Here is a 17569-nt window from a genome sequence, read left to right on the forward strand (position 1 = left end):
CGCTGACGGGGCGGGAGGGGTGTTTTCTCCCCCGCTTTTGATCCGGCGGGGGATTATGGTGGCTGACTGTCCGAATTGTACATTCTTCCCCTCACTCCCCCCGCGCTTGCCTGCGAAAGGCCGCGGGGGTTTTTCCCGTGAGCTTCTTGAAGAAACGGTTGAAGTACGCCGGGTCCTGAAACCCCAGTTCGTACGCGATCAGCGACACCGGGGCGGCGATGTAGATCAGCCGCCGCCGCGCCTCCAGCAACAGCCGGTCCTGCACCACCTCGAACGCCGACCGGTTGGCAAGCTGCCGGCACAGCCGGTTCAGCCGCGATTCCGTGATGCCCAGTTCGTCGGCGTAGCGCGGCACCAGCCAATGTTCGGCGAAATGCGCCTCCACCAGCGCGCGGAAGCGGGTGAACAGCTCGGTGCGCACCCGTTCGGGCGCCGATGACGGCCCGATGGCGGCGGCCCGGCGCCGTTCCAGCAGCAAAAGCACCCCCCGCACCAGCCATTCGCACATCAGGTCGCGGCCAAGCTGCGGCCAGCGGAATTCCATCATCAGATGGTCCAGATGGGCCGCCATCCGCCGCACGCCCTGGGGATCGCCCGCCAGATCCAGCACGCAGGGCGACACGAACAGCGCCTCGAACAGCGGGCGGCTGCGCGGGCTGGCGCCGTCGAACAGCAGCGCTTCGGCCACCGTCAGCACCACCCCCTGCGTTCCCGGGCGGAACTGGAAGGAATGCACCACCGCCGGCGGCACCACCACCGCGCAGGGGGCCACGGCGTCGATGGTCCGCCCGTCGAGCTGCACCCGCGCCCCCCCGTCCTGCATCACCACAAGCTGGAACAAACCCCGGTGGGTGTGCAGCCCGATGCCCCAGTCATAGAGGTGGCTGCGGCTCTGGATATCCTCGATATGGATGAATTCGGCGTCGGTGGCGCGCGCCTGCTCCCCATAGAGGGTGTAGAGCGGCACGCCGTCGGCATCCCACACCGTTGCGTGCGGCGCAATATCGGCGGTATCCGCTGCGGTTGCCATTCCCCGGCCCTCCCCATTCCCTCATTTTGCCTGAATAGTACAATTTTTTTGCCCCTTCGTCCATTTCCGGGCGCATGGTTCTGGGGCATTCTCTGTCGTGTGACGGGCGCAGCGACGACCGGAAAGAGACGTCCCGCCCCCCGGAATTTTCCAAAAAAGACCAGATGGCGCCCAGGCCCGCGGCTGAGGCGGGCGCCCGTGGAGGATCAACGCCCATGTTCCGTTTCGACCCCTATTCTCCGGCGGTGGATGCCGATCCCTTTCCGTTTTACAAGACGCTGCGCGACGAACACCCGTGCTTCTGGTCGGACGAGGCCAACATGTGGGTGCTGTCGCGCTACGACGACATCGTGACGGCGCTGAACGACTGGGAAACCTATTCCTCCGCGCGGGGGAATCTGATGGACGAGATGCCCAACCGCGCCGGCGCCACCCTGGGCACCACCGATCCGCCCCGCCACGACCGCCTGCGCGGGCTGGTGCAGTTCGCCTTCACCAAGAAGGCGGTGGAGGGGCTGACCGAGCCGGTGCGCGCCTCGGCCAACCGGGCGCTGGACGCCATCCAGGGCGAAAAGACCTTCGATTTCGTCAGCCAGTTTTCCAGCAAGGTGACGGTGGACGTGCTGTTCGGCCTGTTCAACCTGCCGCGCGAAAACGAGAAGATGGTCCGCGACAAGGCGGTGCTGATGGTCCAGTCGGACCCCGCCACCCGCCAGAAGGGGCCGGAGCACCTGGCCGCCTTCCAGTGGATGAGCGAATACGCCAAGTCGCTGGTGGAACTGCGCAAGGCCGAGCCGGGCGACGACCTCATCACCGCGCTCATCACCGCGGAAGTGGACGGCGAGAAGCTGGCCGACCGTGAAATCCAGATGACCATCACCACGCTGATCATGGCCGGCATCGAATCCCTGTCGGGGTTCCTGACCATGTTCGCCTACAATCTGGCCGACCACCCCGACGCCCGCCGCCAGCTGGTGGCCAACCCGGCGCTGATCGCCGACGCCATGGAAGAATCCCTGCGCTACAACACCTCGGCCCAGCGGTTCCGCCGCTGCCTGCAGCGTGATGTGGAACTGCACGGGCAGGTGATGCGCCAGGGTGATTTCGTCTGTCTGGCCTATGGCTCCGGCAACCGCGACGACCGCCGCTTCCCCAACGCCCATATCTACGACATCGCCCGCAAGCCCAAGGGGCATCTGGGCTTCGGCGGCGGCGTCCACGCCTGCCTCGGCACCGCGTTCGCCCGTCTGGCATCCAAGGTGGCGTTCGAGGAACTGCTGAAGCGCGTGCCCGACTTCACCCGTGTCCAGGACCAGTTGCCCTGGATGTCCTCCACCACGTTCCGCAGCCCGACCCGGCTCGAACTGGCGGTGGGCTGAGATCAAACCATAAAAAACCCACCAGCACCTCTTCTCGGAAGGAATCATCCTCATGGCCAAGATCACGTTCATTTCCCACGACGGCGCGGAACAGGTGGTGGAGATCCCCACCGGCTGGACCGTGATGCAGGGCGCCGTGCAGAACGGCGTCGATGGGATCGAAGGCGAATGCGGCGGTTCGTGCGCCTGCGCCACGTGTCATTGCTATGTGGATGAAACCTTCGCCGGCACCCTGCCGGCGCCCAGCCAGACGGAAGAAGAGATGCTGGAGTGCACCTCGTCCGAGCGCAAGCCCAACAGCCGCCTGTCGTGCCAGATCAAGGTGACGCCGGAGCTTGACGGCATGACGCTCCACCTGCCCGAAACGCAAAGCTGATGGCCCCGGCGATGGCGGAACCCGAAACCGGCGGCATGGTTGTCGCCGGGGCGGGGCAGGGCGGCCTGCAGGTGGCGGAATCCCTGCGGGCGGAGGGCTACACCGGCCCCATCACCCTGATCGGCGACGAAACCCAGCCGCCCTACCACCGTCCCCCCCTGTCCAAGGCACTTTTGAACGGGGAGGTGACGGACGCCCAACTCGGCATCCGCGGGCTGGACTTCTTCGAACGCCAGCGCATCACGCTGCTGACCGGCGTGCGGGTGTCGTCCATCGACCGGGCGGCCCAGGTGGTGCGGCTGGATGACGGGCGCTGCCTGTCCTATGACGGGCTGGCGCTGGCCACGGGATCGCGGGTGCGGCCCCTGCCGGTTCCGGGCGCGGAACTGGAGGGGGTGTTCGGCCTGCGCACGCTGGACGACGCCCACCGCATCGGGGCGGCGCTGGACGCCGCCGAACGGGTGGTGGTGATCGGCGGCGGCTTCATCGGGCTGGAGGTTGCAGCCTCGGCCCGCAAGCGTGGGCGCACGGTCACGGTGCTGGAAGCGGCCCCCCGCCTGATGGCGCGGGTGGTGGCCCCGTTCGTGTCCGACTTCTACGCCGATCTTCACCGCTCCCACGGTGTGGATGTGGTGCTGGGGGCGCAGGTGGTGGCGCTGGAGGGCAGCGGCGGCACGGTCACCGCCGTCCGCACCGCCGACGGCACCGTCTATCCCGCCGACGCGGTGGTGGCCGGCATCGGCATCATCGCCAACGACGATCTGGCGGTGGCCGCCGGGCTGGCGTGCGACCGCGGCATCATCGTGGACGACTGCGCCCGCACCAGTGACCCGCGCATCACCGCGGTGGGCGACTGCACCGTCCGCATCGCCGACGGGGCCGCCCCCCGCCGGCTGGAATCGGTGCAGAACGCGGTGGAGCAGGGCAAGGCGGCGGCGGCGGCGCTGCTGGGCCGCGAACGCCCCTTCACCGCCGCCCCGTGGTTCTGGTCCGATCAGTACGACGTGAAGCTGCAGATGGTCGGCCTCTCGTCCGGTCACGACCGCATCGTGGTGCGCGGATCGCCCGCCGAACGGCGCTTCTCGGTGTTCTACTTCCGCGATGGCGCGCTGATCGCCATCGATTCGGTCAACCGCCCGCCCGATCACATGACCGGGCGCAAGCTTCTGGACAAGCGGGTTCCGGTCACCCCGGAACAGGTCGCCGACGAGTCTGTCCAACTGGCCGCCTTGGCGCGGTGAGGCCATGCCGCCCTCGCATCCGGCAGCCCCCTTTCCTGACGGGAAGGGGGCTTTTTTTATTCTGCGTCATTTTATGCCCGTTTATGTCCGTTTCCGGGTCACAACCCGGCTTTACGGAACCCCTCATAACTGTTATAAACAATAACAGTTCTGGCAGCCGCAACGACGGCTGCCGCCGGTGCCGGCATTTTCGTCACCCTGCGCCGCACCGCACAAAAACAATCCGACAATCGCGTGGAGGAAACCCTTATGACCGAACGCCGTTCGTCTCCCGGCACCCGCCTGCGCCGCACCCTTCTGGCCGCGGCGGCGCTGCTGGCCGTTCCGGGTGCCGCCCTGGCCGACATCACCGTCGGCCTGATCGTGCCGGCCACCGGCTCCACCGCCGCCATCGGCATTCCGGCCAAGAACACCGCCGCCTTGTTCCCCGAAGAGATCGGCGGGGAAAAGATCCGGCTGCTGGTGGTCGATGACGCCTCCGACCCCACCCAGGCCACCACCCAGGCCCGCCGTCTGGTGACGGAAGAGAACGCCGACGTGCTGCTGGGCTCGGTGATGACCGGGGCGGCCATCGCGGTGGCCGGCGTGGCGCGGGAAAACGCCGTGCCCCATCTGGCGCTGTCGCCCATCGACCTGCCGGCGGGCAAGGACGAATGGACCTTCCGCCTGCCGCAGAACGTGACGCTGATGGCCATGGCCGTCATCGACCACATGAAGAAGAACAACGTCAAGACCATCGGCTTCATCGGCTTTGCCGACGCCTGGGGCGATTTCTGGCTGCGCGACCTGAAGACGCTGGCCCCGTCCGCCGGGCTGAAGGTGGTGGCGGAGGAACGCTTCGCCCGCGCCGACACCTCCGTCACCGGGCAGGTGCTGAAGCTTTTGGCCGCGCGCCCCGACGCCGTGCTGGTGGGCGGGTCGGGCACCGCGTCGGCCCTGCCGCACATCACGCTGCGCGAACGCGGGTACAAGGGTCCGATCTACCAGACCCACGGGTCGGTGACGCAGGACTTCATCCGCATCGGCGGTGCGGCGGTGGAGGGGGCCATCCTGCCCTCCGGTCCCGTGATGGTGGCCGAGCAGTTGCCGGAATCCGTCCCCATGCGCCCCCTGGCGCTGGAATACGTGACCAAGTACGAGGCCAAGTACGGTCCCCAGACCCGCGCCCAGTTCGGCGCCCATGTGTGGGACGCGGCCCAGGTGCTCAAGCGCGTGGTTCCGGTGGCGCTGAAGTCGGCCAAGCCGGGCACCAAGGAATTCCGCACGGCGCTGCGCGATGCGCTGGAAAGCGAGAAGGAGGTCGTCGCCTCCCAGGGTGTGTTCAACTACACCAAGGATGACCATTTCGGCCTGGATTACCGCGGCTATGTGCTGCTGAAGGTCGAGAACGGCACCTGGAACCTGGTGAAGTAAGGCATCCGCATCCCGCGTGCCCATGGAGGCGGTTTTGGACTCGACCATCGTCTTGTTCCTGGCGCAGGACGGGGTGACCAACGGTGCCGTTTACGCGCTGTTGGCCCTGTCGCTGGTGCTGGTCTTCACCATCACCCGCGTCATCTTCATCCCTCAGGGGGAGTTTGTTGCCTATGGCGCCTTGACGCTGGCGGCGTTCGAGCGGGGGCTTGTCCCGCCGACCGTCCTGCTGGCGGTGGGGCTGGGGGTGGCGGCTCTCCTCGATGATCTGATCCGCGACCCCGCCGCCCGCCGCCCGGCGCGCCTTGTGCGCGCCGCGGTGGTGGACGTGGGCTTGCCGGCGGCGGTGCTGGCGGCGTCCGTCATCGCCGCTCCCCGCCATTGGGGGCCGGCGGTGGAAGTGCCGTTGACCCTGGCGGCGGTGGCGCTGCTGGGGCCGTCGCTCTACCGGCTGGTCTACCGCCCGCTGGCCGAAGCGTCGGTGCTGGTGCTGCTGATCGCGTCGGTGGGCGTGCATCTGGCGCTGGTCGGGCTGGGGCTGCTGTTCTTCGGGGCCGAGGGGTTCCGCACCGCACCGCTCAGCACCGCCACCTACGACATCGGCCCGGCCATGGTCACGGGCCAGAGCCTGTGGGTTCTGGGGGTGACGGCGGCGCTGATCGTGGCGCTGTGGGCCTTCTTCGGCCACACCCTGACCGGCAAGGCGCTGCGCGCCACCGCGGTCAACCGGCTGGGCGCGCGGCTGGTGGGCATCCCCACCGCGTCGGCCGGCCGGATCGCCTTCGCCCTGGCCGCCTTCATCGGTGCCTTGTCGGGGGTGCTGATCGCCCCGGTGACCACCGTGTTCTACGACACCGGCTTCCTGACGGGGCTGAAGGGCTTCGTCGCCGCCATCATCGGCGGGCTGGTCAGCTTCCCGCTCGGGGCTGCCGCCGCGGTGCTGGTGGGGCTGGTGGAGGCGTTCGCGTCCTTCTGGGCCAGTTCCTTCAAGGAAGTCATCGTCTTCACCATCATCATCCCGGTTCTTCTGTGGCGTTCCATCCGCACCGTGCATGTGGAGGATGAGGAATGAGCGTGCCGTCCTCCAAAACCCTCACCCCCGCCTCGTGGGCGGGCCTTGGCGGCGGGGCGTCCCGCCGTGCCGGGCTGGCGCTGCTGGCCGTGGGCGCGGTGCTGCCCCTGGTCCCCGCCACCCCGGAAATCTGGATCACGCTGCTGAACGGCATCGGCATGGCGTCCCTGGCCGTGATGGGGCTGGTGCTGCTGACCGGCATCGGCGGCCTGACCTCGTTCGGGCAGGCGGCGTTCTGCGGCTTCGGCGCCTACACCACCGCGGTTCTGACCACCACCTACGGCCTGTCGCCGTGGCTGACGCTGCCGCTGGCGGTGGCGCTGACCGGCGTTGTGGCGCTGGTGCTGGGGCTGATGACCGTGCGGCTGTCGGGCCATTACCTGCCGCTGGGCACCATGGCCTGGGCCATCAGCCTCTATTACCTGTTCGGCAACATGGACGCGCTGGGGCGTCACGACGGCATCTCCAGCATCCCGCCGCTGAGCATCGCGGGCTATCCGCTGTACGAGGGGCGGGCGGTCTATTACGTCATCTGGGCCTGCGTCCTGCTGGCGGCCCTGGCCACCCTGCGTCTGCTGGATTCCCGCGTCGGGCGGGCGATCCGGGCGCTGCGCGGCGGGGTGACGGCGGCCGAGGCGTTCGGTGTGGATACCGGGCGGGTCAAGCTCACCGCGTTTGTCTACGCCGCACTGCTGGCGGCGGTGTCGGGGTGGCTGTTCGCCCATGTGCAGCGGGCGGTGAACCCCACCCCCTTCGGCCTGAACGCCGGCATCGAATACCTGTTCATGGCGGTGGTCGGCGGTGTCGCCCACATCTGGGGGGCGGTGGCCGGTGCCGCGGTGGTCACGCTGCTGAAGGACCAGCTTCAGGCCATCCTGCCGCGGCTGTTCGGCGGCTCGGGCAATTTCGAAGCGATCATCTTCGGCGTGCTGCTGGTGCTGCTGCTGCAATACGCCCGCGACGGGCTGTGGCCGCTGGTGCAGCGGGTGTTCCCGCCCCGCGCCCCGGCGCCCCCGCGTGGCGATGCCGAGCCGCTGCCCCGCCGCGCCATGCCCGACGCCGGGTCGCCGCTCCTGGACATCCGCTCGCTGCAAAAGAGCTTCGGCGGCCTGCTGGCGGTGCGTGACGTGGGGTTCGAGGTCAAGGCGGGTGAGATCATCGGCCTGATCGGCCCCAACGGGGCGGGCAAGAGCACCACCTTCAACCTCGTGACCGGCGTCCTGCGCCCGTCGGCGGGGGAGGTGCGGCTGCAAGGGGCGCGCATCGGCGGGCTGCCGTCGCGCACCATCGCCCGCCGCGGCGTGGCCCGCACCTTCCAGCATGTGAAGCTGCTGCCGACCATGAGCGTGCTGGACAATGTGATGCTGGGCGCCCACCTGCGGGGTCACGCCGGGGTGATGGGGGCGGTGCTGCGCCTGGACCGCACCGAGGAGGACCGCCTGCGCCACGAGGCCGTGCGGCAGTTGGAGCGCTGCGGCCTGGGCGACAGCCTGCACCGCCCGGCGGGCACGCTGGCCTTGGGGCAGGCGCGGGTGGTGGAAATCGCCCGTGCGCTGTGCCTGGACCCCATGCTGCTGCTGCTGGACGAACCCGCCGCCGGCCTGCGCCACGCGGAAAAGCAGGCACTGGGCAACCTGCTCCGCCGCCTGCGGGCGGAGGGCACGGCGATCCTGCTGGTCGAGCACGACATGGATTTCGTGATGGGGCTGGTGGACCGTCTGGTGGTGATGGAGTTCGGCGCCAAGATCGCCGAGGGCCTGCCCGCCGAGATCCGCAACAACCCGGCCGTTCTCGAAGCCTATCTGGGGGGGATCGAATGAGCACCGCGCTTTTCGAACTGGATGGCGTGTCGGTTTCCTATGGCCGGATCGAGGCGGTGCGGCAGGTGTCCCTGTCCATCCAGCCCGGCCAGATCGTCACCGTGGTCGGGGCCAACGGGGCGGGCAAGACCACGCTGTTGAACGCGGCCATGGGCATCCTGCCGGCCACCGGGGCCATCCGCTTCCAGGGCCGGGCGGTGGACGCCCTGTCCATCGAGGAACGGGTGACCGCCGGCATCGCGCTGGTGGCGGAAAAGCGCGAGCTGTTCGCCACCATGGCGGTGGAGGACAATCTGCGCCTGGGTGCCTACACCCGTCCCCGCGGCGAGCGGGTGGCCGATGCGCTGGAGGAGGTCTACACCCTGTTCCCCCGGCTGAAGGAACGCCGCAAACAGGCGGCGGGCACCATGTCGGGGGGCGAGCGGCAGATGCTGGCCATGGGCCGCGCCCTGATGGCCAAGCCCCGCGTGCTGATGCTGGACGAACCCAGCCTGGGGCTGGCCCCCCGCATCGTGAAGGAAATCCTGGAGCTGGTGTCGGACCTGCGCCGCACCGGGGTCGGCATCCTGCTGGTGGAACAGAACGCCCGCGCCGCGCTCCGCATCGCCGATTACGGCTATGTGATGGAAACCGGCACCGTAACGCTGGAGGGGCCGGCATCGACGCTGGCCGCCGATCCCCGCGTGATCGAAAGCTATCTCGGCCTGTCGGGCCAGGCCGCCTGACGGGGCCGGAGGGGGGAAACACCCATGTCGCACACCTATCCTGTCCGCAACATTCTGGTTCATCTCGACCACGGCCCCCGCACGCCGGTGCGGCTGGGGCTGGCGGTGGCTCTGGCCCGCCGCCACGGCGCCCGCCTGCTGGGCCTGTTCGCCGAGCACGGCAAGGCCCATTCGGTGGGGGTGGTGTCGGTGTGGCCGAGCGATGCCTACCGCGCCGCGTCCGCCGCCAGCCGCGATGCCTTCGCCACCGCCACCGAGGGGCTGGCGGGTGCCGAGTGGCGCGATGCCAACCGCGGCGGCGCGGCGGAGGTCATCCAGGGCGTCACCGACGCCGCCCGTCACGTGGATCTGGCGATTCTGGGGCAGGAGGCCGACGACGGCACCTCCCTGGTGCCGCCGGGCATGGTGGAGCAGGTGATCCAGCACGCCGGGCGCCCGGTGCTGGTGGTGCCCTATGCCGGGCCGGTGGCGGTGCCGTTCCGCCGCCCGCTGATCGCCTGGAACCACAGCCGCGAATCCGCCCGCGCGCTCAACGACGCCCTGCCGCTGATGGCGGGCGGGGAGGGCGCCACCCTGGCCGTCTTCAGCCGCCACCCGGAGGAGGAGCAGGCCAGCACCGCCGATTGCGTGCGTCACCTGTCCTGCCACGGCATCCCCGCCACGGTGGAGATCCTGGCCGCCGACGGCATCGGCATGATGGACATGCTGCTGAACCGTGCGGCGGACGAGGGGGCCGACCTCTTGGTGATGGGTGCGCACGCGGCGGGCAGCGGTTTCCCCGGCCTGCACCGCGGCGGCGGCGGCACCCGCCACATCCTGGGACACATGACGGTTCCGGTGCTGATGTCCTGCTGACGGGCAGGGCCATGGGACCGGGATGGGGGAGGGGCGGAAAAAACGTTGTGGAACAACGCCAAGACCGCCGTTGCCCCGCCCGCCCTTAAATGTTATAATTCATAACAATGATGACGAATAAATGTGAGGTCGAACCATGACTGCCGGTGAACGGATGATGGAAGCGGTGCTGCCGGCTTCCCTGCGGGCGGAACTGCGGGGCGATGTGGCGGTCCTGTGGCTGACGCGGCCGGAAAAGCGCAACGCGCTCAACGATGAAACCATTCTGGGGATCGAGACCTTCTTCGCCGCCCTGCCGCCGGAAGCCCGCGCGGTGGTGATCGCGGCGGACGGCGAGAATTTCTCCGCCGGGCTTGACCTGTCGGAAATCACCGAACGCTCGACGGTGGAGGGCGTTGCCCACTCCATGATGTGGCACCGCGCGTTCGAGAAGATCGAATTCGGGCGCGTGCCGGTGGTGTCGGTGCTGAAAGGGGCGGTGGTCGGCGGCGGGCTGGAACTGGCCTGCGCCACCCATGTGCGGGTGGCCGAGCGCACCGCCTATTACGCCCTGCCCGAGGGGCAGCGGGGGATCTTCGTCGGCGGTGGTGCGTCGGTGCGGGTGCCGCGGCTGATCGGGGCGGCGCGGATGGCCGACATGATGCTGACGGGCCGGGTGCACGACGCCGAGAGCGGTTACGCGCTGGGGCTGTCGCAGTATCTGGTGGAGCCGGGCGAGGGGTTGCCGAAGGCGCTGGAGCTGGCCGGGCGCATCGCCGCCAACGCCCCCATCACCAACTTCGCCGTCATCCACGCCCTGCCGCGCATCGCCGAGGCCGACCCCCGCCAGGGCTTCATGATGGAATCGCTGATGGCCGCCGTGGCCCAGGGCAGCGACGACGCCAAGCAGCGGCTGCGCGCCTTCCTGGAGAAGCGGGCCAAGAAGGTGACCGAATTCTAAGGCCGCGGGCCGGGCGCAACGACGCCCCCGCCGTGCCCTGACACCACCACGCAAAAGCCGGAAAGCGGGATGGAAACACCCCCGCCCGGCGCGTTCTCGGGAGGAACGCTTACCATGACGCATCCGATGCGCCCCGCGCGCCTCGGCGCCACGGCGGTGTCCGTGGACCGCCGGGACGACGGCACATTGCTGGTCCGCTCCGCCATGGAGCTGGTGCCCCACCCCGACAAGATCACCCTGTGCCTGGAACGTTGGGCGCGCGAACGCCCCGATCACCTGTTCCTGGCCCAGCGCACCGCCGAGGGCGGCTGGCGGGAGCTGACCTACGCCGACACGCTGGTGCGGGTGCGCCGCATCGCCCAGGCGCTGATCGACCGCGGCCTGTCGCCCGACCGCGGCATCGCCATCCTGTCGGGCAACGACATCGAACACGCCCTGCTGGGATTGGCGGCGCAATACGCCGGCATCCCCTATGCGCCGGTGTCCACCGCCTATTCCCTGGTCAGTTCCGATTACGCCAAGCTGCGCCACGTGCTGGGGCTGGTGACGCCGGGGCTGGTGTTCGCCGCCGACGGCCTGCGCTTTGAACGCGCGCTGCGCGCCGCGGTGCCGGCGGGGGTGGAGGTCGTCACCACCACCGGCATCCCCGAGGGTCTGGCCGTCACACCCTTCGCCGCCCTGGAGGCCGCCGAGCCGACCGCGGCGGTGGACGCCGCCCACGATGCGGTGGGGCCGGACACGGTGGCCAAGCTGCTGTTCACGTCCGGGTCCACCGGCATGCCCAAGGGGGTCATCAACACCCAGCGGATGCTGTGCTGCAATCAGGAAATGCTGCGGCAGATCTATGCCTTCCTGGCCGACGAGACGCCGGTGCTGGTGGACTGGCTGCCGTGGAACCACACCTTCGGCGGCAACCAGAATTTCAACATCGCGCTCTACAACGGCGGTTCCTACTACATCGACGACGGCAAGCCGGTGGGTGACGCCATCCGCCCCACCGTCGCCAACCTGCGCGACATCGGCCCCACCGTCTATTTCAACGTGCCCAAGGGGTACGAGGCGCTGGTCCCCCACCTGCGCGCCGACGCCGACCTGCGCCGTACCTTCTTCAGCCGGCTGAAGGCGCTGTTCTATGCCGGGGCCGGGCTGGCGCCGCACATCTGGGAAAGCCTGGAGGAGATGGCGATCGAGACCTGCGGGGAAAAGGTGGTGTTCGTCACCAGCCTCGGCTCCACCGAAACCGCGCCCTCGGCCATGATCTGCAACCGCGCGGTGGACCGCCCCGGCGTGGTCGGCGTGCCGGCGCCGGGGGTGACGGTCAAGCTGGTCCCCACCGCCGGCAAGCTGGAATTCCGTCTGCGCGGCCCCAACGTCACGCCCGGTTACTGGCGCCAGGACGACCTGACCGCCAAGGCGTTCGACGACGAGGGCTATTACTGCATGGGTGACGCCCTGCGCTTCGTCGATCCCGACGATCCCGGCATGGGCTTCATCTTCGACGGGCGCATTTCCGAAGATTTCAAGCTCGCCACCGGCACCTGGGTCAGCGTCAGCACCCTGCGTGCCGATGTGCAGCGGCACTTCGCCCCGCTGGTCAGCGATGTGGTCATCACCGGCCACGACCGCGACGACGTGGCGATGCTGATCCTGCCCGATATCGCCGCCTGCCGCGACTATTGCCCCGACTTCGCCCGCGGTCTGCCGGACGCCGAGGTGGTGCGCCACCCGGAGGTGCGCGCCCGCTTCCAGGAACGGCTGGACAGCTTGGCCGCCAAGGGCACGGGCAGTTCCAACCGCATCGCGCGCGCCATCGTCATGGACGACCGCCCGTCCCTGGACGCGGGTGAGATCACCGACAAGGGGTCGCTGAACCAGAAGATCATGCTGGCCCGCCGCGCCCCCCTGATCGAGGCGCTCTACGCCGCCGAACCGGGGCCGGACGTGCTGGTCGCCGCCGTCCCCGCCCGGCGCGAACGCGCCACCGCCTGATAAGCCCTCTCCCCGCCGGGGCGGGAGAGGGTGATCGTGAAAAAGGAAGCTCACATCATGGATATCCAGGGACAGGCCGCCATCGTCACCGGCGGCGGTTCGGGGCTGGGGGCGGCCACGGCCCGCGCGCTGGCCGCCGCCGGGGCCAAGGTTGCCGTGTTCGACATCAACGCCGACGCGGCATCCGCCATCGCCCATGAGATCGGCGGCATCGCCGTGCGCTGCGACGTGTCGGACGGGCCGGGGGCGGCATCCGCCATCGCCGCGGCGCGGGAGGCGCACGGGGCCGCCCGCGTGCTGGTGAACTGCGCCGGCATCGGCACCGCCAAGCGCATTCTTGGCCGCGACGGCCCCCAGCCGCTGGAAGACTTCGACCGCGTGCTGCGGGTCAACCTGCTGGGCAGCTTCAACATGCTGCGGCTGGCGGCGGCGGACATGGCGGCTCTGGACCCGCTGGCCGACGGCGAGCGCGGCGTGATCGTCTCCACCGCTTCCGTCGCCGCCTATGAGGGGCAGGTGGGGCAGGCGGCCTACGCCGCGTCCAAGGGTGGGATCGCGGCTTTGACCCTGCCGGCGGCGCGCGAACTGGCGCAGTTCGGCATCCGCGTCATGACCATCGCGCCGGGGCTGTTCCTCACCCCCATGATGCACACCCTGCCCGCCGAGGTGCAGGCCAGCCTGGGCGCGTCGGTCCCGTTCCCCAAGCGGCTCGGCAAGCCCGAGGAATACGCCGCCCTGGCGCTTCATTGCGTCCAGAATGCGGCGTTGAACGGGGAGGTGATCCGGCTGGATGGAGCCTTGCGGTTGCCTCCCCGTTGATAAAGGGGGGAGCGAAGGGCTTCCCGCCCTTCGCGCATCCCGGTCAAGGGCCGGAAGGCCCCTGGATCCCGTCTTTTTACTCCGTCTTGCGGCGGCGGGGTTTGGAGGGCGGCGGGGCGTCGCTGTCGGCGTCCTCGTCCACCGGGCCGCCCATGTCGGTCAGGCGGCCCAGCAGGGCGCACAGGTGGGCGTGGGTCTCGTCACCGCCCAGCAGCGTGCGGATGCGGCCCTCGTGCTCCCGCCACAGGGCGGTCAGTTCACCCACCAGTGCCGTGCCCTTGGCCGTCAGGTGCAGCGCGTGGGACCGGCGGTCGGTGGCGGCCAGCTTGCGTTTCACCAGACCGCGGGCCTCCAGCGAATCCAGCAGCGGCACGAAGTTGGTGCGCTTGATGCTGAGGGCGGCACTGACCTGCGACTGCTTCAGGCCGGGGTTGCGGGCGATGATGACCAGGACCGAGAACTGCGCCGGGCGGATGTCGGCGGGGGCGAAGGTGCGGATGAAGTCGGTGAACACCGCCATCTGCACCCGTTTCAGCAGAAAGCCGATGGATTCGTCCAAAAGCCCCATGTCCACGGCGCTTTCCACCGCCTCCACCCCCGTATCGGGGCCGGGGGTGGCTTTCGGGCGGCGGGTCCGCGGCGGTTTGGCGGGGGTCTCGGTCATGGTGCGGGTCTGCCGGCAACGGGAAGGATCGGTTGCCGGACCATAGCCCAAGTGTCCCGCCGGCGCACAGCGGATTTGACACGATCATCATTGTTATGAATCATGACAGTAATAACGAAGCACGAAGGGGAGGAACCGGCGGCATGACCTTTACCGCACCCACGGGCGATATCATCGCCACCCTGACCGACATCGCCGGCCTGGACGCCATCATCGCCGAGGGGCTGTTCGACGGGCTGGACCGCGACCTCGTGACCGCCCTGCTGGATCAGGCCGGCGCCCTGGCCGAAGGGGTTCTGGCCCCGCTGAACGTTCCCGGTGACCGCACCGGCGCGCGGTGGGCCGACGGCGCCGTCGCCACCCCGCCCGGTTTCCCCGACGCCTACACCCAATGGCGCGAGGGCGGGTGGAACGGTGTCGCCGCCCCCGACGCCTGGGGCGGGGCGGGGCTGCCGGTGATGCTGAACACCGCGGTGATGGAGATGCACACCGCCGCCTGCATGGCCTTCGGCCTCGGGCCTGTGCTGACGCAAGGGGCGGTGGATGTGCTGCTGGCCCACGGCAGCGACGCTCTTCGTGCGGCCTATCTGCCCAAGCTGGTGTCGGGCGAATGGACCGCCACCATGAACCTGACCGAGCCGCAGGCCGGGTCCGATCTGGCGCTGTTGCGCACCCGTGCGGTGCCGGCGGGCGACGGCACCTACCGCATCACCGGGCAGAAGATCTTCATCACCTACGGCGACCACGACCTGACGGACAACATCGTCCATCTGGTGCTGGCCCGTCTGCCCGACGCGCCGCCGGGCACCAAGGGCATCTCCCTGTTCCTGGCGCCCAAGATCCTGCCCGATGGCACGGCCAACGACCTGCGCTGCGCCGGGATCGAGCACAAGCTGGGCCTGCACGCCAGCCCCACCTGCACCATGGCGTTCGGCGATGCCGGCGGTGCCATCGGCTGGCTGGTGGGGGAGGAGAACCGCGGGCTTGCCTGCATGTTCACCATGATGAACCGCGCCCGTCTCGCCACCGGACTGCAGGGTGTGGCCATCGCCGAGCGCGCCACCCAGCAGGCCCTGGCCTATGCCCGCGAGCGCAAGCAGGGCCGTGCCCTGAACGGTACCGGCCCGTGCCCCATTGTCGAGCATCCCGACGTGCAGCGGACCTTGCTCTCCATGGCGGCCCAGACCGCGGCGGCGCGTGCCGTCGCCTATGTCACCGCCACCGCGATCGACCGCGCCGAACGCGCCCATGACGAAGGGGCGGAGGCGCTGGCCGGGCTGATGACCCCGGTGGTCAAGGCGTTCTGCGCCGACACCGGCATCGCCGTCGCCGATCTGGGCATCCAGATCCACGGCGGCATGGGGGTGGTGGAGGAAACCGGGGCGGCGCAGCACCTGCGCGACGTGCGCGTGACCTCGATCTACGAGGGCACCAACGGCATCCAGGCCATCGACCTCGTAACCCGCAAGCTGCCGCGTCAGGGCGGGGCGCTGGTCGCCGCCCTTCTGGCCGAATGGAAGGCCATGGCGGCGGAGGCGGCGGAGGTGCTGGGCGGGGCTGCCGCCGACCTGACCGCCGCGCTGGACGCGCTGGAACGGGCCACCGGCTGGCTGCTCACCGTGGGCCGCACGCCGGAACAGGCGCTGGCCGGGGCTTCGCCCTATCTGCGGCTGTTCGGGCTGACCGCTGGGGCGGCCCTGCTCGCCAAGGGGGCCACCGCCGCCCGCACCCGCCAGCAGGCGGGGGAGGACGCCCCGGCTCTGGAGCGCCGCATCGTGCTCGCCCGCTTCTACGCCGCCAACATCGCCCCCGCCGCCCCCGGCCTGGCCCGCACCGTCATGGCCGGCGGCGGGTTCGTGGGCGAGGCGCTGGCGGTTCTTTCCTGATTTTCCTGCAACGGGACATTCGTATCATGGACATCGACTCTCTGGTCGCCATCGACATCCACACCCACGCGGAGAAATCCTGCCGCGCCCCGCTGCTGGAAGAGGCGCTGGCGATGGAGGAGGCCAAGGCCAAGTACTTCAAGAACGATCTGGGCCAGCCGGGCATCCCGGAAATCGCCGAATACTACCGTTCGCGCAACATGGCCTGCGTCATCTTCCCCGTGGACGCCGAATGCTGCACCGGCATTCCCCGCGTGCCCAACGACGAGGTGGCGGAACTGGTGGCGCAGAACCGCGACGTGATGATCCCCTTCGCCAGCATCGACCCTGCCCGCGGCAAGGTCGGCGTGCGCGAGGCGCGGCGGCTGGTGGAGCAGTACGGGGTGCGCGGCTTCAAGTTCCACCCCACCATGCAGGGGTTCTTCCCCAACGACCGCATGGCCTATCCGCTCTATGAGGTGATCGCCGAATACGGCCTGCCGGCGCTGTTCCACACCGGCCAGACCGGCATCGGGGCGGGGATGCCGGGCGGGGCGGGGCTGCGGCTGAAATATTCCAACCCCATGCATCTGGACGACGTGGCGGCGGATTTCCCCGACATGCCGATCATCCTGGCCCACCCGTCCTTCCCCTGGCAGGAAGAGGCGCTGGCGGTGGCGACCCATAAGCCCAATGTCTACATCGACCTGTCGGGCTGGTCGCCCAAGTATTTCCCGGCCATCCTGGTGCAGTACGCCAACAGCCTGCTGAAGCACAAGATGCTGTTCGGCTCCGACTTCCCGCTGATCACACCGGACCGCTGGATCGCCGATTTCGACAAGCTGAACATCAAAGACGACGTGCGCCCCTTGATCCTGAAGGAAAACGCCGCCCGTCTTCTGGGCCTGAAGACCAACGGCTCGCACTGAATTTCATTTGTGGGATGCAAGGGCCGTTGGCCCTTGCCGGGGGGTGTCGGGGGCGAGCAGCCCCCGACGACTGTTCACTCACCCTTGCCGATCATCCGCCCCAGATCCCGCCCCGCAAAAATATGCAGGTGCAGATGCGGCACCTCCTGATGCGCCGCCTCGCCACAGTTGGACAGCACCCGATACCCCGGCTCGGCAGCCCCCACCAGACGGGCCACCTCGCCCGCCGCGCGGATCAGGCCGGCGATTTCAGCCTCCGACGCTTCGGCGCTGAAATGGTCCCAATCCACGTACGGACCCTTGGGGATGACCAGCACGTGGGTGGGGGTCTGCGGGTTGATGTCGTGGAAGGCCAGGGCGTGGTCGCTCTCGTATACCTTCTTGCACGGGATCTCACCGCGCAGGATGCGGGCGAAGATGTTGCCGGTATCGTAGGTCTTGGCCATGTGTGC

General features: G+C 69.2%; 16 protein-coding genes. 13 read left to right on the forward strand and 3 right to left on the reverse strand.

Annotated elements, in window-relative coordinates:
- Positions 1–91: 91 nt before the first annotated feature.
- Positions 92–1030 (reverse strand): helix-turn-helix domain-containing protein, encoded by a 939-nt coding sequence (locus tag M2352_RS17985; protein ID WP_264665883.1) that lies wholly within the window; start codon positions 1028–1030, stop codon positions 92–94.
- 215 nt (positions 1031–1245) lie between these two features.
- On the opposite strand from M2352_RS17985, the gene M2352_RS17990 reads away from it, so the two are divergent.
- The 11 genes from M2352_RS17990 (at position 1246) to M2352_RS18040 (ending at position 13659) form a co-directional block, all read left to right on the forward strand.
- Positions 1246–2409: a cytochrome P450 gene (locus tag M2352_RS17990; protein ID WP_264665884.1), complete on the forward strand. Its 1164-nt coding sequence runs from the start codon at positions 1246–1248 to the stop codon at positions 2407–2409.
- A 52-nt stretch (positions 2410–2461) separates the two neighbouring features.
- Positions 2462–2785: a 2Fe-2S iron-sulfur cluster-binding protein gene (locus tag M2352_RS17995; protein WP_264665885.1), complete on the forward strand. Its 324-nt coding sequence runs from the start codon at positions 2462–2464 to the stop codon at positions 2783–2785.
- Positions 2785–4026: an NAD(P)/FAD-dependent oxidoreductase gene (locus M2352_RS18000; RefSeq protein ID WP_264665886.1), complete on the forward strand. Its 1242-nt coding sequence runs from the start codon at positions 2785–2787 to the stop codon at positions 4024–4026. The genes M2352_RS17995 and M2352_RS18000 overlap by 1 nt, the downstream gene beginning before the upstream one ends.
- A gap of 249 nt (positions 4027–4275) precedes the next feature.
- Positions 4276–5439 (forward strand): ABC transporter substrate-binding protein, encoded by a 1164-nt coding sequence (locus tag M2352_RS18005; RefSeq protein WP_264665887.1) that lies wholly within the window; start codon positions 4276–4278, stop codon positions 5437–5439.
- Positions 5440–5473: 34 nt separating this feature from the next.
- Entirely contained in the window at positions 5474–6511 is a 1038-nt protein-coding gene (locus M2352_RS18010; RefSeq protein ID WP_264665888.1) for a branched-chain amino acid ABC transporter permease, read from the forward strand.
- Positions 6508–8331, forward strand: coding sequence for a branched-chain amino acid ABC transporter ATP-binding protein/permease (locus tag M2352_RS18015; protein WP_264665889.1), 1824 nt, complete (start codon positions 6508–6510; stop codon positions 8329–8331). The genes M2352_RS18010 and M2352_RS18015 overlap by 4 nt, the downstream gene beginning before the upstream one ends.
- The gene (locus tag M2352_RS18020; protein WP_264665890.1) at positions 8328–9056 is read left to right on the forward strand and encodes an ABC transporter ATP-binding protein; all 729 of its coding nucleotides are present in this window, start codon (positions 8328–8330) and stop codon (positions 9054–9056) included. Before M2352_RS18015 ends, M2352_RS18020 begins: the two co-directional genes overlap by 4 nt.
- Positions 9057–9080: 24 nt before the next feature.
- Entirely contained in the window at positions 9081–9911 is an 831-nt protein-coding gene (locus tag M2352_RS18025) for a universal stress protein (RefSeq protein WP_264665891.1), read from the forward strand.
- Positions 9912–10047: 136 nt separating this feature from the next.
- On the forward strand, positions 10048–10851 hold the full coding sequence (locus M2352_RS18030; RefSeq protein ID WP_264665892.1) for a crotonase/enoyl-CoA hydratase family protein: 804 nt from the start codon (positions 10048–10050) through the stop codon (positions 10849–10851).
- Positions 10852–10965: 114 nt separating this feature from the next.
- A complete protein-coding gene (locus tag M2352_RS18035; protein ID WP_264665893.1) occupies positions 10966–12840 on the forward strand; it encodes a feruloyl-CoA synthase in 1875 nt (624 codons plus the stop codon).
- A gap of 57 nt (positions 12841–12897) precedes the next feature.
- Positions 12898–13659 carry an SDR family NAD(P)-dependent oxidoreductase gene (locus tag M2352_RS18040; protein ID WP_264665894.1) on the forward strand — a complete coding sequence of 254 codons (762 nt, stop codon included), beginning with the start codon at positions 12898–12900 and terminating at the stop codon, positions 13657–13659.
- A gap of 76 nt (positions 13660–13735) precedes the next feature.
- Here M2352_RS18040 and M2352_RS18045 read toward each other — a convergent pair whose 3' ends face one another.
- The gene (locus tag M2352_RS18045) at positions 13736–14323 is read right to left on the reverse strand and encodes a MarR family winged helix-turn-helix transcriptional regulator (RefSeq protein WP_264665895.1); all 588 of its coding nucleotides are present in this window, start codon (positions 14321–14323) and stop codon (positions 13736–13738) included.
- 143 nt (positions 14324–14466) lie between these two features.
- On the opposite strand from M2352_RS18045, the gene M2352_RS18050 reads away from it, so the two are divergent.
- Together M2352_RS18050 and M2352_RS18055 are read left to right on the forward strand one after the other, a co-directional pair.
- Entirely contained in the window at positions 14467–16209 is a 1743-nt protein-coding gene (locus M2352_RS18050; RefSeq protein ID WP_264665896.1) for an acyl-CoA dehydrogenase, read from the forward strand.
- A 26-nt stretch (positions 16210–16235) separates the two neighbouring features.
- A complete protein-coding gene (locus tag M2352_RS18055) occupies positions 16236–17117 on the forward strand; it encodes an amidohydrolase family protein (protein ID WP_264665897.1) in 882 nt (293 codons plus the stop codon).
- A 74-nt stretch (positions 17118–17191) separates the two neighbouring features.
- Here M2352_RS18055 and M2352_RS18060 read toward each other — a convergent pair whose 3' ends face one another.
- Entirely contained in the window at positions 17192–17563 is a 372-nt protein-coding gene (locus M2352_RS18060) for a histidine triad nucleotide-binding protein (protein WP_264665898.1), read from the reverse strand.
- Positions 17564–17569: the final 6 nt, after the last annotated feature.

The sequence above is a fragment of the Azospirillum fermentarium genome (assembly GCF_025961205.1).
GTDB lineage: Bacteria > Pseudomonadota > Alphaproteobacteria > Azospirillales > Azospirillaceae > Azospirillum > Azospirillum fermentarium.

What these genes read in the sequence shown, in the direction of transcription:
- M2352_RS18045 (WP_264665895.1), bottom strand. Translation starts at nt 14,323, where the DNA reads ATGACCGAGACCCCCGCCAAACCGCCGCGGACCCGCCGCCCGAAAGCC.
- M2352_RS18015 (WP_264665889.1), top strand. Translation starts at nt 6,508, where the DNA reads ATGAGCGTGCCGTCCTCCAAAACCCTCACCCCCGCCTCGTGGGCGGGC.
- M2352_RS17995 (WP_264665885.1), top strand. Translation starts at nt 2,462, where the DNA reads ATGGCCAAGATCACGTTCATTTCCCACGACGGCGCGGAACAGGTGGTG.
- M2352_RS18025 (WP_264665891.1), top strand. Translation starts at nt 9,081, where the DNA reads ATGTCGCACACCTATCCTGTCCGCAACATTCTGGTTCATCTCGACCAC.
- M2352_RS18005 (WP_264665887.1), top strand. Translation starts at nt 4,276, where the DNA reads ATGACCGAACGCCGTTCGTCTCCCGGCACCCGCCTGCGCCGCACCCTT.
- M2352_RS18020 (WP_264665890.1), top strand. Translation starts at nt 8,328, where the DNA reads ATGAGCACCGCGCTTTTCGAACTGGATGGCGTGTCGGTTTCCTATGGC.
- M2352_RS18030 (WP_264665892.1), top strand. Translation starts at nt 10,048, where the DNA reads ATGACTGCCGGTGAACGGATGATGGAAGCGGTGCTGCCGGCTTCCCTG.
- M2352_RS18035 (WP_264665893.1), top strand. Translation starts at nt 10,966, where the DNA reads ATGACGCATCCGATGCGCCCCGCGCGCCTCGGCGCCACGGCGGTGTCC.
- M2352_RS17990 (WP_264665884.1), top strand. Translation starts at nt 1,246, where the DNA reads ATGTTCCGTTTCGACCCCTATTCTCCGGCGGTGGATGCCGATCCCTTT.
- M2352_RS18055 (WP_264665897.1), top strand. Translation starts at nt 16,236, where the DNA reads ATGGACATCGACTCTCTGGTCGCCATCGACATCCACACCCACGCGGAG.
- M2352_RS18050 (WP_264665896.1), top strand. Translation starts at nt 14,467, where the DNA reads ATGACCTTTACCGCACCCACGGGCGATATCATCGCCACCCTGACCGAC.
- M2352_RS18060 (WP_264665898.1), bottom strand. Translation starts at nt 17,563, where the DNA reads ATGGCCAAGACCTACGATACCGGCAACATCTTCGCCCGCATCCTGCGC.
- M2352_RS18000 (WP_264665886.1), top strand. Translation starts at nt 2,785, where the DNA reads ATGGCCCCGGCGATGGCGGAACCCGAAACCGGCGGCATGGTTGTCGCC.
- M2352_RS18040 (WP_264665894.1), top strand. Translation starts at nt 12,898, where the DNA reads ATGGATATCCAGGGACAGGCCGCCATCGTCACCGGCGGCGGTTCGGGG.
- M2352_RS17985 (WP_264665883.1), bottom strand. Translation starts at nt 1,030, where the DNA reads ATGGCAACCGCAGCGGATACCGCCGATATTGCGCCGCACGCAACGGTG.